This is a genomic window from Pantoea sp. S-LA4 (assembly GCF_054482835.1).
In genome coordinates, this window is the sequence record NZ_JBTLRC010000002.1 from 2,123,837 (window position 1) to 2,142,202 (window position 18,366).

An 18,366-nucleotide genomic window follows, 5' to 3' on the forward strand; every position below is an offset into this window, starting at 1 on the left:
GGCGAAAGAGGATGGCAAAGCCGGGCCTGTCAGGTATCGGTACCTGCAGGCCTGCTGCCAGGCCATTTAGCTGGCCAGCTGCTGCGGGGAAGAGCGCGCGCTCAGCTCATCGCTGCGAAACGCTTCGCGACGCACCGCATAACCATCGTACCAGCGACACTCCACCATGCCACTGGCATAGCCGGTGACCACCATCGTCTGACCATCTTCTTTGTGCTGAACTTCTTCACTGATTGCAAAAACCATGTTGCGCCCTCCTCATTGACCTTGTGTGATTATTTTCTTTATAGCAGCCCAAAAGGGTTCCTGCCTGTTAAGGCACACAAATAAGCGGCAAATTCAGAATTAAGCAGTTGGATATGTTGAAAATAAAAAAAGCGGATAATAAATATTATCCGCTTTGAAGAGACGTTCAGGCTGAAGTCAGATTTTGCAGCCTTCGCAATCCGCTTCGTCGCTCAGATCATCCGGCACTTCGCTGGCCTTTTTCTCTGCTTTCGCTTCCGCCTGCTCAAGTTGCGCGTCGATATCAAATTCAAACATGTCGTCGTTCATCATCATTCTCCTGACCGTAATAACAGTGCGCTTTATACCGATTTCCCGCGCAGTTTGGCAATAAGGTTCACCACTAACAGCACGATCGACCCAATGATAAATCCGAGCACCAGATTGGCGCCGTTGCTCAGCAGCGTGGCGATCCAGCCGCTGAATCCGCTGCTGGCTTCCTCAATCAGATGATGCAGTGGCGCGATGCCGTGTACCACAATGCCGCCGCCCACCAGGAACATGGCAATGGTGCCCACCACCGACAGAATCTTCATCAGCCACGGCGCTGCCGCCAGCAGGACGCTGCCGATGCCCTGGGCGATGCGCGACGATTTCTCCCGCAGCCAGAAGCCCAGATCGTCAATTTTGACAATCGCCGCCACGATGCCATAAACACCCACGGTGACCAGAATCGCAATACCCGCCAGAATAATCACCTGGTTCAGCAGCGGCGACTCCGACACGATGCCCAGCGTGATCGCCACAATCTCCGCCGACAGAATAAAATCGGTGCGCACCGCGCCTTTGATTTTCTTCTTTTCAAACTCGGCGGCATCCTGGTTTGCCAGCGCATCGAGACGCTGCTGGCGCGCTTCCGGCGATTTATGCTGCTTGTCGTTTTGCAGGCTGTGCATCACCTTCTCTACCCCTTCGTAGCAGAGATAGGCCCCCCCGATCATCAGCAGCGGCGTAATCAGCCACGGGGCGAAGGCGGAGATAATCAGCGCCAGCGGCACCAGGATCAGTTTATTCAGAAATGACCCTTTGGCGACGCCCCACACCACCGGCAGCTCCCGGTTGGCTTTCACGCCGGTCACCTGCTGGGCATTCAGCGACAGATCGTCACCCAGTACACCAGCGGTCTTTTTCGCCGCCACTTTTCCCATGACGGAAATATCGTCCAGAAGTGTTGCAATATCATCAAGTAAAGTCAGTAAGCTGGTTCCCGCCAAAATCGTATCCTTAGTCTGGTTCGTTATGTTGACAACATGGGCAGCGCTCGATCTCCGTGACTGTCATCTCGGCGATGCCCTCACAATCCCACTCCACCCGTACCGCTTCGCCTGCCGTCCCTTCAGCGTGCAAATACTTACTGACCGGGCTTTCGGTCATGCCGGTAATCTCTTCCGTGGCGATCAGCCTGTCGCCCTGATAGACGCGCGCGGTCGCTTTGGTATTCACCATCCGCTCGTCGCGAAGCTGGTAAAGGCGTTTTACCGTCAGTTTAATGCTGCTCATGTCAGGCTCCTGGCCACGGAGAAAGCGCAGATCTAACCAATTATGTTGCTGATTAGCAAGGTTCACTCTGCGTGATAATGATGAATGCCCTGGTGGTCAATCTCGGCGCTCTGCGCCATTGCCAGCAGCCACTCTTCCAGCCGCTCCAGCAGATCGTCATCCGCCAGCCGGAATTTCCCACGCAGCGCGCATTCCCAGATGATCAGCACCTTCCAGCCGCTCTCCTGTAGCTGACGGACATACCGCCGATCGCGTTCGACATTACTGTTGATCTTGCCGGTCCAGAATTCGGTACGGGTGGCAGGCAGCTTAAAAAGATAGCAGTGATGCCGATGCCAGAAGCAGCCATGAACAAAAATGATCGCCTGCTGCTCCAGCAGCACGAAGTCGGGCCGTCCCGGCAGATTCTTATCCTGTACCCGATAGCTGAATCCGCGATCCTTCAGCAACAGCGCCACACGCTGCTCAATAGCAGTATCCTGTGCGCGAATGGCACGCATATTTTTGCTGCGTATTTCGCTGGAGTGAACGTCAGCCATAAACTCTCCTTTTTTGCTGGTCCTTCAACTTTAGCCTGCGCCACGAAAAGCGAAAGCCGCGAAGCGGCGCTATCAGATTGCTGCGGTAAAAATCTGGCTGCCGCGCAATCTGCATAGCGGCACACGCCGCCAATTTCCTCGCAGCGCCAGGAGTGATAGCATAGGCGCCTCACTGTTAAGGAAAAACGCATGCACCCCGCCGCCATCGCTGAACCACACTCCGCTGCCCTTTCCTCTTCTGAGGCGTCTCAACTGTTACAGCAAGTGCTCTCCATCTATTCGGTCCGGGATATCACCACCCGTTTGCAACAGGCCGGTTTTCTCAGCTGGACACCTGCCCTGCTCAACCGGGTACGCCAGGGCAAAAGCGCGCTGCCGCCGCTGTGTGATGCAGAGCTGGCACTGTTGCAGGCGCTGCTGCCCAGCCGGCCAGCCCATTATGATGCGCCTGAGTTTCGCTTTATCGATCTGTTCGCGGGCATTGGCGGCATTCGTAAAGGCTTTGACGCCATCGGCGGCAAATGCGTCTTTACCAGCGAGTGGAACAAGGAAGCGGTCCGCACCTACAAGGCCAATCACTACAGCGATCCGCTGGAGCATCACTTTAACACCGATATTCGCCAGGTGACGCAGCCGGAAGGCTTGAGCGATGACGCGGATATCTATCGCGCCATTGATGCGGCGATCCCCGACCATCAGGTTCTGCTGGCGGGCTTTCCCTGTCAGCCGTTTTCGCTGGCGGGCGTCAGTAAGAAAAATGCCTTAGGCCGCGCCCACGGCTTTGAATGTCAGGTTCAGGGCACCTTATTTTTCGATGTGGCCCGCATTCTGGCGGCGAAAAAGCCGCCGTTCTTCGTGCTGGAAAATGTGAAGAACCTCAAGAGCCACGATAAGGGCCAGACCTTCGCCATCATTATGGAGACGCTGGATGAGCTGGGCTATGAAGTGGCCGATGCCGCCGCCAGCAGCCCGGATGCGAAAGTGATCGATGCCCGTCATTTTCTGCCGCAGCATCGCGAACGCATTGTGCTGGTCGGCATTCGCCGTGACATTAAAGGCTGTCAGGATTTTACTCTGCGCGATATCAAAAAGTTTTTCCCGCCGGTGGTGCCGAGCCTGCAAAGCCTGCTGGAGCAGCAGCCGGATGAAAAATATATTCTGTCACCGGTGCTGTGGCGCTATCTCTACCAGTACGCCAAAAAACACAAGGCCAAAGGCAACGGCTTTGGATTCGGGCTGAACGATCCGCGTAATCCGGCGTGCTGCGTGCGAACCCTTTCGGCGCGTTACTACAAGGATGGATCGGAGATCCTGATCGATCGCGGCTGGGACAGCGCGCTGGGCGAAGCGGAGTTTCACAATGCGGCCAATATGGCACGCCGTCCGCGCCGTCTCTCCCCGCGCGAGTGCGCCCGCCTGATGGGCTTCGACGTGCCGGGTAGTGAGCCGTTCCGCATTCCGGTATCGGATACGCAAGCCTATAAGCAGTTCGGTAACTCGGTGGTGGTACCGGTTTTTGCCGCGGTCGCTCAGCTGCTGCTGCCCCATATTCGTCAGTTACGCGCGGATTAAGCTGCGCGGTTTAGGTTAAGAAAACCGATTCTGCTGTTCTCCCGCGATCCGGCGGGATTGTCACAAAGATGTCACGCAAGCCCTTGATACTGCCGTTTTTCTTTTTTCGGGTTGCGTGATGTCACTGCTTACTCTGCTGCCGCTCAGCGGCGCTAAACGCCGGTTTTCCCCTCGTCTGCCTGGCTGGCTTACCAGCCTGCGCGGCCAATTCATCCTGTTTGTGGCGCTGTTCTGTCTGTTGCAATCGGCCGGCATCCTGCTGCTGACGGCCCAGGTCGGCCAGGCGCAGGTTAACCTGACGCACTCGCAGGCCCTGCGTGAGCGACTGGCGCTGCTGGATCGCGCCCGTATCGAACTGCTCACCGCCAGCGATAACAGCCACCGCGCCGGCATCTATCTGATGCAGGATCAGCAGAGCGGCTCGGTCGACAGCTGGAAAAGCCTGGCGGAGAGCGCGAACGCTTCGCTGCGCGAGGCCGAACAGCTGTTCAGCCGCTATCAGGCGGCCCCGCAGAGTGCGCTGCAACAGAGCTTCACCCTGTTAACGCAGGGGCTGGACGAGCAGCTAAAAGGCCTGGCCGCCAGCCAGATCGACGCCTTTTTTATGGTGCCGATGCAGGCCTATCAACAGCAGTTTAACGATGCCTGGTTTCAGGCGATCAGCGAGGCGAACCGCCAGCTGGCGGCCGTCAATCACCGTTCACTCTTAACCTTAACTGAAACCCGTAATGCCTCACTGCTGGTGACCGGGCTACTGTTCGGGCTGCTGATCGCGGGCGGAGCCTTGCTGGTGCGGGGCGTCATTACGCCGCTGCAGCAGGCCAGCCGTCAGCTCCAGGCTATCGCCACCGGCGATTTAAGGGTCTCTGACGCGCCAGCCCGGCGGCAGTCGCGTGAGACGCAGCAGCTGTTTCACGCTATGGATGAGATGCGCCTGGGTCTGCACCACATCATTCATGAAATTGATCGGGTGGCGGCCAGCGTGACCTCGGCGGCTGGCGAGATGCAGCACTATAATCAGCAGGCCCGTGAGCAGCACCAGGCACAAAATGCCAGCTTCAGTCATCTGTCACAGCGTCTGCATCGGGTTTCAGAAGAGGTGGAAAACAGCACCCGTTTTTCACTGCAGGCTACCGATCAGGCGCAATCCGCCGATCGTCTGATGCAGCAGTGCGCCGGTCAGGTCGATCAGATGGAAAGTCAGATGCGGCAGATCGTGCAGGCGTCGGGCGATATTGCCGGAATTGTCGATTTGCTGGATAGCCTGTCGCTGCAAACGCGGCTGCTGGCGCTGAACGCCGCTATAGAATCGGCCCATGCGGGTGTCTATGGCCGCAGCTTCTCCGTGGTGGCGAAGGAAATTGGACTGCTGTCGAATAAAAGCGGTGATTCGACCCGCCAGATTGACCAGTTGATCCAGCATACCCGACAGCATGTGGATAGCGGATTCAGCAAAGTGAAGTCGCTGGAAGCGCTGTTCGGGCAGATTGGCGAGGCGGTCAGCGCGGTCGTCACCCGGCTAAATGAGCTGCAACACAACGCCAGCGCGCAAAGTGCGCGGGTATCGCATATTGCCGCCGAGGTGCTGGCGCTGAATGAACAATTACAGACCAATGAAGGATTGAGTGCGCAGCAGCGCAGCGCGGCAGATGCGCTGCACCAGCAGGCCAGCCGGCTGGCACAGACGGTGCAGCAGTTCCGTCACGGTGATCTGACGCAATAAAACAAAAAACCCGTCAGGCGACGGGTTTAGTTTTACTTCTTCTTCTTGCCCTGCTTCTTCAGCAGCAGGCGAATTTGCTTCACTTCCGCACTGGTCAGCCCCTCTGATGACGCTTCGGGTGACGCCTCGGTCAGATCCTGATTATCAATGGCCGGATGCGGATGCGTTTCCAGACTGGCCTGCAAACGCTGCACAATTTCCTGGCTCATCGAAATCTGGTTCTCCAGCGCCAGCTGTTTAATATTTTCTTTCAGTGCGGGATCAATTTTAATCGTCAAATTAACGGTTTCGGTCATCGTGCTGCTCCTTTTTGTTATTGCTTCCACGCTACCGGATGACCGTTTCGATTAACATACTGTCACAAAAATTTAATATTCGGCCCGAAGCGGCGTAAAGTCCCGCAGCACGCCCTCGTCCATCCCGGTCAGATTGCCCTGTAACTCCGCATAGAGCTTGGCCATATAGCGCACCAGGAAGTCCGCATTGTGTTCAGCCAGCATCCGTCCGGTATCGGTGTGCATGGTTTCCGGCAGACGCAGCAACTTCTTCTGGAAGTGATCCAGCGTCCATTTCACATCATTCAGTTCACGATCTTTGCCCAGCGGATCGACGCTGTCGAACAGCGGACGATTCAGCGCCCCGGCAGTATAGAACACCCGCGCCAGCCCAATGGCACCCAGTGACTCCAGCCGGTCAGCATCCTGGACGATTTTTGCTTCCAGCGTCTGCGGCGGAATGCCGGCGCTGAAGCTGTGGGTTTTTACCGCGTGCATTACTGCTTCGGTCAAATCCTCAGGAAAATCGAGGAAGTCCTGCTGCAATATGCGCTGCGTTTCGGTGGCGGCATAAGTCGAAGCCAGATGGCGTTCAGGATGGTTTTTCGGCAGGTTAACCACATCGTGAAAATAGCAGGCGGTTAATACCACCAGCGGATTGGCGGCAGTGCCGGTCATGATGCGCTGTGCGCTCATCCAGACGCGGCGTAAATGCGCAATATCGTGTGCGCCATCATCATGGACCCAGTTGGCCTGAAACCAGCTTTCATAGCGAGATTGCCAGAGTGTGAGTGACATTATTTATCTCCCTGTAGTGATCGATGCGCAAACTTTGGTCGCGAACGCTGCGCAACAGCAAGCCATCATAGCGAATGGCTAATGACACTTTTCTTACCGTGCTGAGGAAAAGAGCGGCGCTGCCAGGGATTTCCGGCAGGAAAATGAGATCTGGATCATTTTTATAGCACCTCTGATACAAAATAACCGCAATTTAAGCACTTTTCGGTCTTTCCTCAGCGGATGGCGGCTAAGCGCATTAGTTTAATGTGTGTAATGTTTGCTCCAGCAGAAAAATTTTCCAACGGGCCGATTTCAGGCGACCAGATTCCCGAAATAACTGTAAAACTGTCAATAATGACAGGTGAACAATTCTGAAAAGGTTCCTATTTTTACCGTTATAACGTACTGTAACCGGGCTGTTCAGCGCTTTATCTGACCAGCGTGATAAGCTTTGGTGCGGTTTTTGCATTTTGCTGGTTTTTAACACGAAAAGCGGCCATTTTCGCCTTCAGACCCACCGACAAATTATTAAGCAAAATGATTTATACCCTTTATGATAATCCCCTGAGGTGAGCAAGGGGATGTTTACAGCAGTAACCGGGTTCTACTAATAAAAAGAGGTAATCCATGAAAGAACGGCCGATTCTTTTTTCCGAACAGCGTGTTCGTGCCCTGTTGGTTGGCCAGCAAACGCAAACCCGGCGCATTATGAAAACTCAGGCTTTCGGACCGGGACAGGATCATCACGAAGGTGTGCATGCTTTCGATGTGAGTGCTAACCATCTGCATGGCTACAAAATGATGTCGATGACTGATATCAGTTATCACTGTCCGTATGGCAAACCCGGCGATGTGCTGTGGGTGCGTGAAACCTGGCGTGGTCCAATGGTGCCCGAGAACGATCTGGCAGAATATGAGCGCGATCCAACGCCCTTTCGTCAGCCAGCCTATTGCCAGTATCGGGCGGACAGTAACGAACTGGGTCAGCATGTGATGAGCAGCCCGGAAGCGGAACAGTTTGGCTGGCAGACCGCCATCCACATGCCCCGCTGGGCCAGCCGTATCAACCTGGAAATTACCGGAGTGCGGGCAGAGAAGATTCAGGACATCAGTGAAGATGACATTATGGCGGAAGGCGTTCAGACCGATTCGCACTTCCTCAATAACTTCTTCACTATGAACGTTAACTCAGAATCGCCGAAAGAAGCCTACCGCAAAGCCTGGGAAAAACAGTATGGCGCGACCAGCTGGGAAGTGAACCCGTGGGTCTGGGTGATAGAGTTTCAGCGCATCGAGCGTAAATAAGCTGTCAGCCCTGCGCTTTGCGGGCTGAATCACAGACAACGGCTGCGCTAACGGGTTGAATAGACCGCCTTAAGCCCTGCAGCCAGATTAATGGTGCCAGCATGCTGTTTTGGATGCTGGCATTTTTGTATCTGGCGCGCCAGGATAGCGAGATAGTCCGGTTCTGTGCGGGAGTGATGATGTTTAAATGGCCCTGGAAATCGCATAACGACTCGACGCTGGCCGCGCTGCCGTGGCAGGCAGGTCTGGCACAGCCGATTTTCACCCTGCTCAGTGAGGAGGAGCAGCAGGCGCTGGTGCAGCTGGCACAGCGCTTCCTGCAACAGAAAAAGCTGGTGCCGCTCGATAACGTTCAGCTTGATGAGTTGCGCAGCGTGCGCATCGCCCTGCTGTTCTCTCTGCCGGTGCTGAAACTGGGTCTGGAGTGGCTGGATGGTTTTCACGATGTGCTGATCTATCCGGAGCCGTTTGAGGTTGACGATCACTGGCAGGACGAAGATGGACTGGTACACAGCGCCGCCGCAGTGCATGCGGGTCAGAGCTGGACTCAGGGGCCGGTGGTGCTGAACTGGCTCGATATTCAGGACTCGTTTGATCTCTCCGGCTACAACCTGGTGATTCACGAAGTAGCGCATAAGCTCGATGCCCGCGGCGGCGGCTACACCAGCGGGATTCCGGTGATGCCGTTGCGTGACGTCGCCAGCTGGGAGAAAGATCTGCGGGCAGCGATGGCGGCGATCGAAAGCGAAGTCGAGCTGGTGGGCGAACAGGCGGCAAGCATTGATCCTTATGCCGCCAGCGATCCGGCCGAATGTTTTGCCGTGCTGTCGGAGTACTTCTTCACCGCGCCGGACCTGCTGGCCGAGCGCTTTCCGGCGATGTATCAGCATCTTCGCCAGTTTTACCAGCAGGACCCGCTCACGCGGATCGCGACGCTGTCGGCGCAAACTGCTTAAATCGCGATCGCTTTGCGCTAAAGCTAGCCAATTGAATGATAATGTATTTTTTGCTGTTGACACCTTAGGGCGACGCCGTTAATATTCGCCTCGTTCCAACGATTCCTCTGTAGTTCAGTCGGTAGAACGGCGGACTGTTAATCCGTATGTCACTGGTTCGAGTCCAGTCAGAGGAGCCATATTTAAAGAAGCCTGCTTTCGAGCAGGCTTTTTGCTTTTCAGAGGAGCGCTTTCAGACGCATGCTCATCTCCATTCTCAGTCATCTATACCTTCAGCATTGCTTTAATTCCCGCCAGCACGTCACTCTCTTTACCCTCAGATGCCCGTTCCCTGCGCTCACTGTGGCAGATTTTCGATTTGATGGAGCCCGCCCGGCGATTTATGCCCACTGGAAACAGAGGTTACGCGCCCACAGCAAAGCGGGCCGGAAACCGATTTTCCAACCCGCTGCGAATAGCTTCACCAGATTACTCAGGAATGTGTAACACCTGACCCACCACGATCTTGTCCGGGCTGCTTAACAATTCTTTGTTGGCCTCGAAGATCTTCATATATTTTGATGCGTCATTGTAATACTGCTTAGCGATCGCGCTTAACGTATCGCCTGACTTTACAGTATAAGTACGCTGATTCGACGATTCCGACGATTCCGGCGTTTTTTTATTTTCAACATTATTATCTACAGCATGTAACAACTCGCCACCAATATTTTTTATGCTATCCAAAATGCTCATGGTTGACCCTCTTACGTTTGTGGAATGTTTACTTAGCCTGATTGCCAGGGACCTTTAACGCAGCGTACGATACGCTTGCTTTTACGCTAACAATTAAACCAACGCTAAACGCTGCGATTATAAAACTGAGAAAGGAAGAGAATAGATGGGCATATTGTCATGGGTTATATTTGGTCTGATTGCGGGTATTATTGCCAGATGTATTATGCCCGGCAAAGAACATATGGGCATTTTCATGACCATTATTCTTGGCGTCGTCGGTGCTCTGATTGGCGGGGTAATCAGTACAGCGCTGGGCTTTGGTAAGATCAGTGGTTTCAATCTCTACAGTATTGCCATCGCGACAGCGGGCTCGATTGTCGTGCTCTTTGTGATGCATAAAATCAGGGCCTGTAAGCAGTCCTGAATCGTTTAAATTTAAAGGTAATAAAATGAGTTTACTGGAAAAAGTGCTGGGAATGTGTGGTCTGAATAGTCAAACCAGTCAGGAAGTCAAAGGTGTGCTGGAGTGGGTTGAGCAGCAAGGTGGCCTGCACGCCATCGTCAGCCATATCCAGAGCGGCGATTTTAATGCGGTGGTAAACTCCTGGCTGGGTGATGAACAGAATATTGCTGTCAGCAGCGATATTGTGGAAAAAATGATTCATTCAGAGGCCATTCAGCAATTAGCCGAACGGATGGGTATTAATACTCAGGATGCGCTTAACCTGCTGGTAAAATATTTACCTCAACTGGTTGATAAAGCCTCCTCTGCGGGTTCACTGGAAAAGAATGCCGATCTCAGCGCCCTGGTCAGTCAGTTAATGCACTAAGCCGTCATCAATAAAAAGATAAAAGCCTGCTATTTAAGTATTGGGCTTTTATCTTTTAGATTAGTCAGGATGAATTAAGACCAATGCTGGCAAGCTCTTTTAATCGTTGATGGAAAGTATTGAGATGGTCCTGTAGAAAATACAAAAACAGACTTTACAACCTCACTTATATCCCCTGCCAGATAAACTCTAAAAACAATCGTCATCACGCGATTCAATGAAAGTGATTAAAATTATCTGAGTCACTCCCCTGTATCAGGAAATTATATTTAATCATTTTGCGGAACCAGCACAAGACAACCCTGCTCAATTTTCACCGTAATAATGCTTCCGGTATCAAATCCTGCCTCACGCAGCCATTTTCCGCTCAGATGTATTGCAGGTGTAGTGCAATCACCGCGTTTAGGCAGATAGCCGATGGTATAGCGACGTTGTGTTTTAGATGGCGCGCCTTCAGATGAGAAGTGGCATTGATCGAGGTTCGTGGTCATGGGGATGTCTCCAGTATGCTTTTAAACCGCACCCTGAGATGCCCTCGCCCAGCCCACCATAGAGGTGTAGCGAGACGTACGACAATAATACATTGTCGCCAGCATGCTTAACCGGAGTTCCAATTCCGTCGCCTGATTTTGCAGGCGCTGAAAAAGAATAGGTCAATTAACGCTGGACGACAACAGGCAGAACTGGAACACAACTCGCAGATATTAAACGAAATTTCCTGACATGCCGATCAGAGCTCTCTATCCTGTATTCATCGGAGAAATGATGTCCACACCCCATCCTGGCCCAAACGTAAAAAGGCCCGCGCAAAATGGCGGGCCTTTAATCCGTTAACGCACAACAGGGATTATTTTTCATGGTAGCGATGCAGTGCCGGATAATACTCCATGCCGTAAAGCTGGCTGAGGGGAAACAGCAATTCAATGTTGATATCGCGTTCTGCCTCAGTCGCCGCAGATCCACTCAGCAGTTGTTCAAACCAGGCTTTCAGTTTCTGTTTCATCGTACGCGCTCCGTATCGGTTGATAAGACGAGTAAACCCGTTCAGGCGCGTAAACTGAACCAAAAATTTCTGCTCTGCTATGCCAGAAATTAACTATGCGATCCGCCCTGCACGACCTCTGCGGGCAGCAAAGCGAACCGCATGGTCTTATCCGGCGATCAGCGTTACCCAGTTAGCGCCCTTGCCGACCGGCGCTTCAGCGACCCGTTTCAGTTCGCCACTGACCGGATCAATCGCGTAACTGCCAATCACCGCACTCTTCTCGCCGCTGGCAATCAGCCATTTCCCGCTGGCATCAATCGCAATGCTGCGCGGCTGCTTCTCGACCCGCCAACTGCCAATCAGCGTCAGCTCGCCCGAGGCGGGATCGACCCGGTAGCCGCTCACCGTGCTGGAGGTCCGTTCGGTGACGTAGAGAAAGCGGCCATTCGGGGTAATTTTGATGTCTGCCGCCCAGATGCGTGGCGTTGGATCGCTGTAACCTGCCGGACGCTGCTCACCGTGCTGCAGACCATATTTTCCGGCCACCGCATTCGGCCAGCGTTTCAGCTCCGTCAGCGAGCCATCGGCCGCGCGCCTGAACTGGGTTACGGTGCCGCTCATCTCCGCCAGGTTATAGAGAAAGCGATTATCCGGCGAGATCACCGAATGGCGCGCACCGCTGTTCTTCTCGCCCTGGACAAAACCCTTGCCCAGCGGAGTGATCACACCGTTGTCGGCGAAGGAGTATTCCAGCACCCGATCGGCACCGAGGTTACCGACATAAAGCGAATGATTGCTGACGTCGGTGATCACCGAGTGGGCGTGCGGCCCGGTTTTGACCCGACCGGTCACCTGCGGCGTCACCACGCCCTGTGCGTCGATGCGGTTGCTGGTGACGATATCACTGTCATACGAGGCGGCGAGCAGATAGCGCCCGCTTCTGTCGGTGGCGATCCACGGAAAACTGGCTTCAACCGGCGTTACCGCCAGCCGCTGCAGGTCGCCATGCTGTCCCGTCACCCGCCAGCTGATGATGGAATAAGGCGGACTGCGCAGCGCGCCATACAGCCGCTTGCCATCCGGACTGGCCGCCAGCGGCATTATCTTTTTACCGGCTGGCGTGTCGCCGCGCCACTGCAAACTGCCGGTGGTGTCGTTGAGTTGATAGCGGGAAACGGTTCCGGAGTCGGCGTTCGAGACATAGACATAGCTTGTCGCCCACAGCGGGCTACTGCACAGCAGCGGCAGCAAGGCCAGCGCCGGTTTGAGACGGATCATAGGGTCACCTTCACTCTTATTATTAGCTGCTTCAGTTGGCAGGCGTTTAACGCTAACGGCAGAAATGCCGGCTGGCTTTGTGCAACTGACTGAAGATTGAGCCGGAAGCCTGGAGATGTGACGGGGATGGGGTTTTTGACGGTAGTGCAGCACGCCGTAACGCCTTCCCCGGCTAAAAGGAAGGCGTTTTGCGCGGCGCTAGCCTGATTTAGCGATCATCCGGCGGTAGTTATTCAGCCATTTGCCGCTGTTAAGTCGCCACCAGAAAAAGACGCCGCGCACCGTCCAGTCGAGGAACATCCCCAGCCAGACGCCGATGACGCCCATGCCCAGCTCAATACCGAGCAGATAACCGGCGACCACGCGCGCGCCCCACATGCTGAACATCGAGACGTACATGGTATAACGCGCATCGCGCGCGCCTTTCAGACCGGCGGGCAGCACCCAGGAGGCGGCCCACAGCGGCATAAACAGCGCGTTAAGCCAGATCAGCTGCTTCGTGACGTTAATCACTTCCGGGTCGCTGGTGTAAAACCGCGCCAGCAAACCGGCCAGCGGCACCGTCAGCAGCGCCATCGCGGTCAGACAAAGCGTCGCCAGCCAGAAGACATGCCGCACCTGACGCTCCGCCTGAAACACCTGATTTCGTCCTAAGCGGGTCCCGGTAATGATGGTTGACGCCGATCCCAGCGCATTGCCCGGCAGGTTAATCAGCGAGGCGATGGAGAAGGCGATGAAGTTACCGGCGATCTCGCTGGTACCCATCCCGGCGACGAACACCTGGGTGAGTAATTTGCCGCCGTTGAACAGCACCGACTCGATGCTGGCCGGCACGCCGATACCCAGCACCTCCATCAGAATGCTGCTGTTCCAGCGCCGGAAATAGCTCGACAGAGTAATCTTCAGCGAGGCGTTGAACCCAATCATCAGTACGTAGATCACCGCAATTGCGCCGATATAGCGGGTGATGGTCAGCCCGAGCCCGGCACCGATAAACCCTAAACCGTCCCACGAGAAGCAGCCATAAATCAGTACGCTACTGATGATGATATTGAGGATGTTCATCCCGCCGTTAATCAGCATCGGAATTTTGGTATTGCCTGCGCCGCGCAGTGCGCCGCTGCCAATCAGGGTGATGGCCGCCGCCGGATAGCTCCAGGCCGAGGTTTGCAGATAGCTCAGCGCCAGCGCTTTCACTTTGGGATCGGCGGCACCGGCTATCGCATCAATGATCAGATGGCCCCAGAACTCGATCGCGATCACCAGCACAAAGGCCAGTATCGTCATCATCCCCAGCGACTGTCGCGTGGCGGCGCGGGCGCGCTTGCCGTTGCGTTTCGCCAGGCTGAACGCCACCACCACCGTGGTACCGAGGTCGATGGCGGCAAAGAATGAGATGATCACCATATTGAAGCTGTCTGCCAGGCCCACGCCCGCCATCGCCTCTTTACCCAGCCAGCTGACCAGGAAGGTGCTCAACACGCCCATCAATAACACACAGGCGTTCTCAAAAAAGATAGGCACGGCTAATGGCGATATTTCACGCCAGTAGAGCGTGCGGTAAGCGCGACGTTTTGGATACCACGCCGTGCGCTTGATCGCCTGCATCACTGCTACGCCAGGATTTTGCAAAGGATTACCAAATCAGAAGAGACTGGACAGGAGATCTAATGATGATAGTGGGCAGAGAAATATGCAAAGTCTTTCCTGCCCAAATTAATCATCGTTACAAACTTTTTAGCCCAACGACGGCAGGCACTGCTGCGCCGCCCAGATAAGCGCTGCGAACTTCTTCATTGTTCAGCAGTTCTGCGCCACTGCCGCTTAAACGAATTTCACCATTGACCATCACATAACCCCGATTGGCCAGCTTCAGCGCGTGGCGCGCGTTCTGCTCCACCAGAAACAGCGTCATTCCCTGCGCCGTCAGTTCGCGCAGAATAGTGAAGATTTGCTTAACAACCAGAGGTGCCAGACCGAGGCTCGGTTCATCAAGCAGCAGCAGCGCGGGCCGGCTCATCAGCGCACGCGCAATCGCCAGCATCTGCTGTTCCCCGCCGGACAAGGTCATGGCACGCTGACGCCGACGTTCCAGCAGGCGAGGAAACAGGCTGTACATCCGCGCCAGATCCTCTTTCTGATAACGATTGCCGATGGCGATGGTGCCCATCTGCAAATTCTCTTCCACGGTCATGTCCGCAAAGATCCGGCGGCCCTCCGGTGCCTGAGCGATGCCGTTGGCGGCAATAAAATGGGTCGACTTCTGACTGATGGGCTGGCCGCGAAACAGAATCTCGCCGCTGGCGATACGCGGCTGACCAAAGATGGACATCAGCAGGCTCGATTTCCCGGCACCGTTGGCACCAATCAGCGCGACCGTTTCACCGGCGTTAACCGTCAGCGAAACATTTTTCAGCGCCTGTAGCGGACCATAAAAGAGATCGACGGCCTCAAACTGCAACAGTGGTTCCGCCATCATTTACTCCTCTTCGTCACTGCCAAGATAGGCGGCGATGACCCGCGCATCCTGGCGAATCTGCTGCGGCGTGCCTTCGGCGATAACCTCGCCGTGATCCAGCACCACGATGCGATCGGAGATACTCATCACCATCGGCATATCATGCTCAATCAGCAGCACGCTGATGCGGTGATCGGCCCGCAGGCGATGCAGAATAGCGCTGAGCGCCTCCGTTTCCACCGGGTTCAGTCCGGCGGCGGGCTCATCCAGACAGATCAGCTCCGGCTGGGTACACATGGCGCGCGCAATTTCCAGCCGTCGCTGCTGACCATACGACAGCGTACCCGCCAGCCGGTTGGCGGTGGTGGCGAGGTCCACCGTTTCCAGCCAGTAGAACGCCCGGTCGAGCGCGCGGTTTTCCGCCGCCCGGTAGCTTCGGGTATTGAATACGCCCGCCAGCAGGTTGCGGTTCACCAGCATGTGCTGCGCCACCAGCAGGTTCTCAATCACTGACATCTCACGAAACAGCCGGATATTCTGAAAGGTACGCGCCAGCCCGGCGCGATTAACCAGATGCGCGCCGCCAAACATCTTGTACCAGAGACGGGAGCCGAGTTGCGCCGGATGCAACCAGTCGCTGGCATGGATTTTTTCGCCCAGCACCTGAATCACATCGGTAGAGCGCTGGTTGGCGTTGAGCTGTATCCGCCCGCCGCTGGCGCGATAAAAGCCGGTCAGACAGTTGAAGACGGTGGTTTTACCCGCCCCGTTCGGCCCGATTAACGCCGTGACTGACCCGCGTTCAACCCGGAGGCTGACCTCGTTGAGCGCCCGGATACCGCCAAAGCGCATCATCAGTTTTTCAACCTGCAAAATCGCATCACTCATGGCGGGCTCCCTGGCGCAGCGGGACGCCGACACGGCTGGTGCGCACCAGCCCGCGCGGTCGCCAGATCATCATCAGCACCATCAACATGCCAAACAGCAGCACGCGATATTCGGCAAAACTGCGCAGCAGTTCCGGTGCCACGGTCAGCACAAACGCCGCCAGCACCACGCCCAGCGTTGATCCCATGCCGCCCAGCACCACAATCGCCAGGATCAGCGCGGACTCAAAGAAGGTGAACGAGGTGGGATTGACGAATCCCTGATAGCTGGCAAAGAAGACGCCAGCAATCCCGGCGGTTGAGGCCCCGAGCATAAAAGCCGACAGCTTAACCAGCACATGATTCAGCCCCATCGCCCGGCAGGCGATCTCATCTTCCCGTAACGCTTCCCAGGCCCGGCCAACCGGCATACGCGTCAGGCGATGCTTGATAAACAGCACCAGCAGCACGACCAGCACCAGCACGGTGTAGATAAAGATAAATTTCATGTTGGGGTTGTAGCTGAGGTGGAAAAACTCGTGGAACGGCACGCCACCTTCGCGCGCACGGCGGCCAAACTCCAGCCCAAGAAAGGTCGGAGATGGCACCGAGACGCCATTCGGCCCGCCGGTAAACGACAGCCAGTTATTCAGCACCAGCCGGATAATTTCCCCGAAGCCAAGCGTCACAATCGCCAGATAGTCACCGTGCATTCGCAGCACCGGAAACCCCAGCAGCGCCCCGGCGCAGGCCGCCATCAGCGCGGCAATCGGCAACATGCTCCAGAATCCCAGCCCAAGATACTGGTAGCCCAACGCCAGGCCATACGCGCCGATGGCATAAAATGCCACGTAACCGAGGTCCAGTAATCCGGCCAGCCCCACCACAATGTTCAGACCGAGGCCAAGCAGCACATAGATCAGCCCCAGAATCGCCACTGTCAGCAGGTATTTGGTTGAAAACAGCGGGAACAGGCAGGCGGCGATCAACAGCAGCGGGAGTATCCAGCGCAGCCGGGAACGGTAACCCGGTTCACGCACGTAAACGCCGCCGCCCTCGCCGTCAAAGGTGCGCAGCAGCGCCTGGCCACGGCGGGTTTGCAGAAACAGGCTGAACAGCAGACGACCCGCCATCACGATGCCCACCAGCACCGCCACCCGCAGCGGTTGTAACCGGAACTGATAGCCTTCCAGCACAATGCCAACGATCGGGCCAAAGACGATCAGTGCAATTAACCCGGCCAGCACCGTTTCCCGCAGCGCCTCAGCCACATTCACTCCCTGACGGGTTTGATTCATTGCAGCGCCCTCATACTTTTGCCACCAGCGGGCGGCCCAGCAACCCCTGCGGGCGGAAGATTAAGATCACCACCAGCAGCGCAAAGGAGAAGACATCTTTATAATCGGAGTTCACCAGCCCGGCGAACTGCGCCTCTGCCACGCCCAGCAGCAGGCCGCCGAGCATCGCGCCTGGCAGCGAACCTATCCCGCCCAGCACCGCGGCGGTGAAGGCTTTGATGCCGATAATGAACCCGGCGTAAAAATCGAAGGTGCCGTAATTCATCGTCACCAGCACGCCAGCCAGACCGGCCATCGACGCGCCAATCATAAACACCAGTGAAATCACCCGATCGGTATTAATCCCGAGGATCGCCGCCATCCGTCGATCCTGCTGTACCGCCCGGCAAATGCGCCCCAGCCGTGTGTACTGGATGATCCAGGTCAGCAGCGCCATGCCGCAGGCGGCCGCGATTAAGATAAAGACTTTGGTCCAGGTGATCTGCACCACGCCGCTTTCCAGCTCCAGCCGCAACACGCCGGTTAACAAGGTGGGGACGCCTTGCTGGTTAGGTCCCTGGCTAAGCTGCACATAGTTTTGCAGGATCAGTGACATGCCGATGGCGGAGATCAAGGGTGCCAGCCGTGTGGAGTTGCGCAGCGGACGATAGGCGATGCGTTCGATGGTCCAGCCATAGACGGCGGTAATGACGATGGTGAACAGCAGCGTACCGAAAATCAGCAGCGGAAAAGAGTGAATACCAAACGCGGAGAGCAGCGCCAGACCGATGGCGCACAGATAGGCAGACAGCATATAGACTTCGCCGTGGGCGAAGTTGATCATGCCGATTATGCCGTAAACCATGGTGTAGCCAATCGCGATCAGGCCGTAAACGGCACCCAGCGTCAGTCCATTCACCATTTGCTGTAAAAAGAAGGCATCCATAGCAGAAGTCTCACTGCGGGAGCCAGTGATACCGGCTCCGGAAAAGTCGTGCCTGAGTGATGCGCTTGCATCCC

21 protein-coding genes, 1 tRNA gene and 1 pseudogene are annotated in these 18,366 nt (G+C 55.7%); 7 read left to right on the plus strand and 16 right to left on the minus strand.

Annotated features, from left to right (window positions below):
• Positions 1–66 precede the first annotated feature (66 nt).
• The 5 genes from ACX3P5_RS10855 to ACX3P5_RS10875 form a co-directional block, all read right to left on the minus strand.
• Positions 67–246, minus strand: a complete 180-nt coding sequence (locus tag ACX3P5_RS10855) for a YodC family protein (protein ID WP_233987807.1) — start codon at positions 244–246, stop codon at positions 67–69.
• Positions 247–423: 177 nt separating this feature from the next.
• Positions 424–555 (minus strand): hypothetical protein, encoded by a 132-nt coding sequence (locus ACX3P5_RS10860; RefSeq protein WP_255352405.1) that lies wholly within the window; start codon positions 553–555, stop codon positions 424–426.
• A gap of 32 nt (positions 556–587) precedes the next feature.
• Positions 588–1,499, minus strand: a complete 912-nt coding sequence (locus ACX3P5_RS10865; protein ID WP_458968684.1) for a DUF808 domain-containing protein — start codon at positions 1,497–1,499, stop codon at positions 588–590.
• 10 nt (positions 1,500–1,509) lie between these two features.
• The gene (locus tag ACX3P5_RS10870; RefSeq protein WP_233987805.1) at positions 1,510–1,785 is read right to left on the minus strand and encodes a hypothetical protein; all 276 of its coding nucleotides are present in this window, start codon (positions 1,783–1,785) and stop codon (positions 1,510–1,512) included.
• Between the two features lie 62 nt (positions 1,786–1,847).
• The gene (locus ACX3P5_RS10875; RefSeq protein ID WP_233987804.1) at positions 1,848–2,324 is read right to left on the minus strand and encodes a very short patch repair endonuclease; all 477 of its coding nucleotides are present in this window, start codon (positions 2,322–2,324) and stop codon (positions 1,848–1,850) included.
• Between the two features lie 189 nt (positions 2,325–2,513).
• Here ACX3P5_RS10875 and dcm point away from each other — a divergent pair, with 189 nt between their 5' ends.
• Together dcm and ACX3P5_RS10885 are read left to right on the plus strand one after the other, a co-directional pair.
• Positions 2,514–3,896 (plus strand): DNA (cytosine-5-)-methyltransferase, encoded by a 1,383-nt coding sequence (gene dcm, locus ACX3P5_RS10880; protein WP_458968685.1) that lies wholly within the window; start codon positions 2,514–2,516, stop codon positions 3,894–3,896.
• A gap of 118 nt (positions 3,897–4,014) precedes the next feature.
• On the plus strand, positions 4,015–5,619 hold the full coding sequence (locus ACX3P5_RS10885; protein WP_458968686.1) for a methyl-accepting chemotaxis protein: 1,605 nt from the start codon (positions 4,015–4,017) through the stop codon (positions 5,617–5,619).
• 32 nt (positions 5,620–5,651) lie between these two features.
• Here the strand turns inward: ACX3P5_RS10885 and ACX3P5_RS10890 are convergent, their stop codons facing one another.
• Positions 5,652–5,915: a hypothetical protein gene (locus ACX3P5_RS10890; protein WP_233987801.1), complete on the minus strand. Its 264-nt coding sequence runs from the start codon at positions 5,913–5,915 to the stop codon at positions 5,652–5,654.
• Between the two features lie 72 nt (positions 5,916–5,987).
• A complete protein-coding gene (locus ACX3P5_RS10895) occupies positions 5,988–6,692 on the minus strand; it encodes a phosphohydrolase (RefSeq protein ID WP_336755510.1) in 705 nt (234 codons plus the stop codon).
• Positions 6,693–7,301: 609 nt separating this feature from the next.
• Between ACX3P5_RS10895 and ACX3P5_RS10900 the strand changes: the two genes are divergently transcribed.
• The 3 genes from ACX3P5_RS10900 (at position 7,302) to ACX3P5_RS10910 (ending at position 9,114) form a co-directional block, all read left to right on the plus strand.
• On the plus strand, positions 7,302–7,979 hold the full coding sequence (locus tag ACX3P5_RS10900) for an ASCH domain-containing protein (protein ID WP_094121706.1): 678 nt from the start codon (positions 7,302–7,304) through the stop codon (positions 7,977–7,979).
• A 179-nt stretch (positions 7,980–8,158) separates the two neighbouring features.
• Entirely contained in the window at positions 8,159–8,935 is a 777-nt protein-coding gene (gene mtfA / locus ACX3P5_RS10905; RefSeq protein ID WP_233988158.1) for a DgsA anti-repressor MtfA, read from the plus strand.
• Between the two features lie 103 nt (positions 8,936–9,038).
• Positions 9,039–9,114 (plus strand) — tRNA-Asn (locus tag ACX3P5_RS10910).
• Positions 9,115–9,403: 289 nt separating this feature from the next.
• Here ACX3P5_RS10910 and ACX3P5_RS10915 read toward each other — a convergent pair.
• Positions 9,404–9,559 (minus strand): annotated as a pseudogene (locus ACX3P5_RS10915) (LysM peptidoglycan-binding domain-containing protein); the annotation flags it as partial.
• A gap of 256 nt (positions 9,560–9,815) precedes the next feature.
• On the opposite strand from ACX3P5_RS10915, the gene ACX3P5_RS10920 reads away from it, so the two are divergent.
• Together ACX3P5_RS10920 and ACX3P5_RS10925 are read left to right on the plus strand one after the other, a co-directional pair.
• Positions 9,816–10,076 (plus strand): GlsB/YeaQ/YmgE family stress response membrane protein, encoded by a 261-nt coding sequence (locus tag ACX3P5_RS10920; RefSeq protein ID WP_458968687.1) that lies wholly within the window; start codon positions 9,816–9,818, stop codon positions 10,074–10,076.
• A 25-nt stretch (positions 10,077–10,101) separates the two neighbouring features.
• Positions 10,102–10,482 (plus strand): YidB family protein, encoded by a 381-nt coding sequence (locus tag ACX3P5_RS10925; RefSeq protein WP_458968688.1) that lies wholly within the window; start codon positions 10,102–10,104, stop codon positions 10,480–10,482.
• Between the two features lie 269 nt (positions 10,483–10,751).
• Here the strand turns inward: ACX3P5_RS10925 and ACX3P5_RS10930 are convergent, their stop codons facing one another.
• From ACX3P5_RS10930 to ACX3P5_RS10965, 8 genes are all read right to left on the minus strand, one after another.
• The gene (locus tag ACX3P5_RS10930; protein ID WP_233987796.1) at positions 10,752–10,973 is read right to left on the minus strand and encodes a SymE family type I addiction module toxin; all 222 of its coding nucleotides are present in this window, start codon (positions 10,971–10,973) and stop codon (positions 10,752–10,754) included.
• A 356-nt stretch (positions 10,974–11,329) separates the two neighbouring features.
• Positions 11,330–11,485, minus strand: coding sequence for a hypothetical protein (locus tag ACX3P5_RS10935; RefSeq protein ID WP_233987795.1), 156 nt, complete (start codon positions 11,483–11,485; stop codon positions 11,330–11,332).
• 147 nt (positions 11,486–11,632) lie between these two features.
• On the minus strand, positions 11,633–12,745 hold the full coding sequence (locus tag ACX3P5_RS10940; protein WP_458968689.1) for a lactonase family protein: 1,113 nt from the start codon (positions 12,743–12,745) through the stop codon (positions 11,633–11,635).
• Between the two features lie 198 nt (positions 12,746–12,943).
• On the minus strand, positions 12,944–14,353 hold the full coding sequence (locus ACX3P5_RS10945) for an EmmdR/YeeO family multidrug/toxin efflux MATE transporter (RefSeq protein WP_233987793.1): 1,410 nt from the start codon (positions 14,351–14,353) through the stop codon (positions 12,944–12,946).
• Positions 14,354–14,471: 118 nt separating this feature from the next.
• Positions 14,472–15,221 carry an ABC transporter ATP-binding protein gene (locus tag ACX3P5_RS10950; protein WP_233988157.1) on the minus strand — a complete coding sequence of 250 codons (750 nt, stop codon included), beginning with the start codon at positions 15,219–15,221 and terminating at the stop codon, positions 14,472–14,474.
• A 3-nt stretch (positions 15,222–15,224) separates the two neighbouring features.
• Entirely contained in the window at positions 15,225–16,091 is an 867-nt protein-coding gene (locus ACX3P5_RS10955; protein WP_233987792.1) for an ABC transporter ATP-binding protein, read from the minus strand.
• On the minus strand, positions 16,084–17,367 hold the full coding sequence (gene livM / locus ACX3P5_RS10960; RefSeq protein WP_233987791.1) for a high-affinity branched-chain amino acid ABC transporter permease LivM: 1,284 nt from the start codon (positions 17,365–17,367) through the stop codon (positions 16,084–16,086). Before livM ends, ACX3P5_RS10955 begins: the two co-directional genes overlap by 8 nt.
• Positions 17,368–17,377: 10 nt before the next feature.
• Positions 17,378–18,292, minus strand: a complete 915-nt coding sequence (locus ACX3P5_RS10965) for an ABC transporter permease subunit (RefSeq protein ID WP_233987790.1) — start codon at positions 18,290–18,292, stop codon at positions 17,378–17,380.
• Positions 18,293–18,366 lie beyond the last annotated feature (74 nt).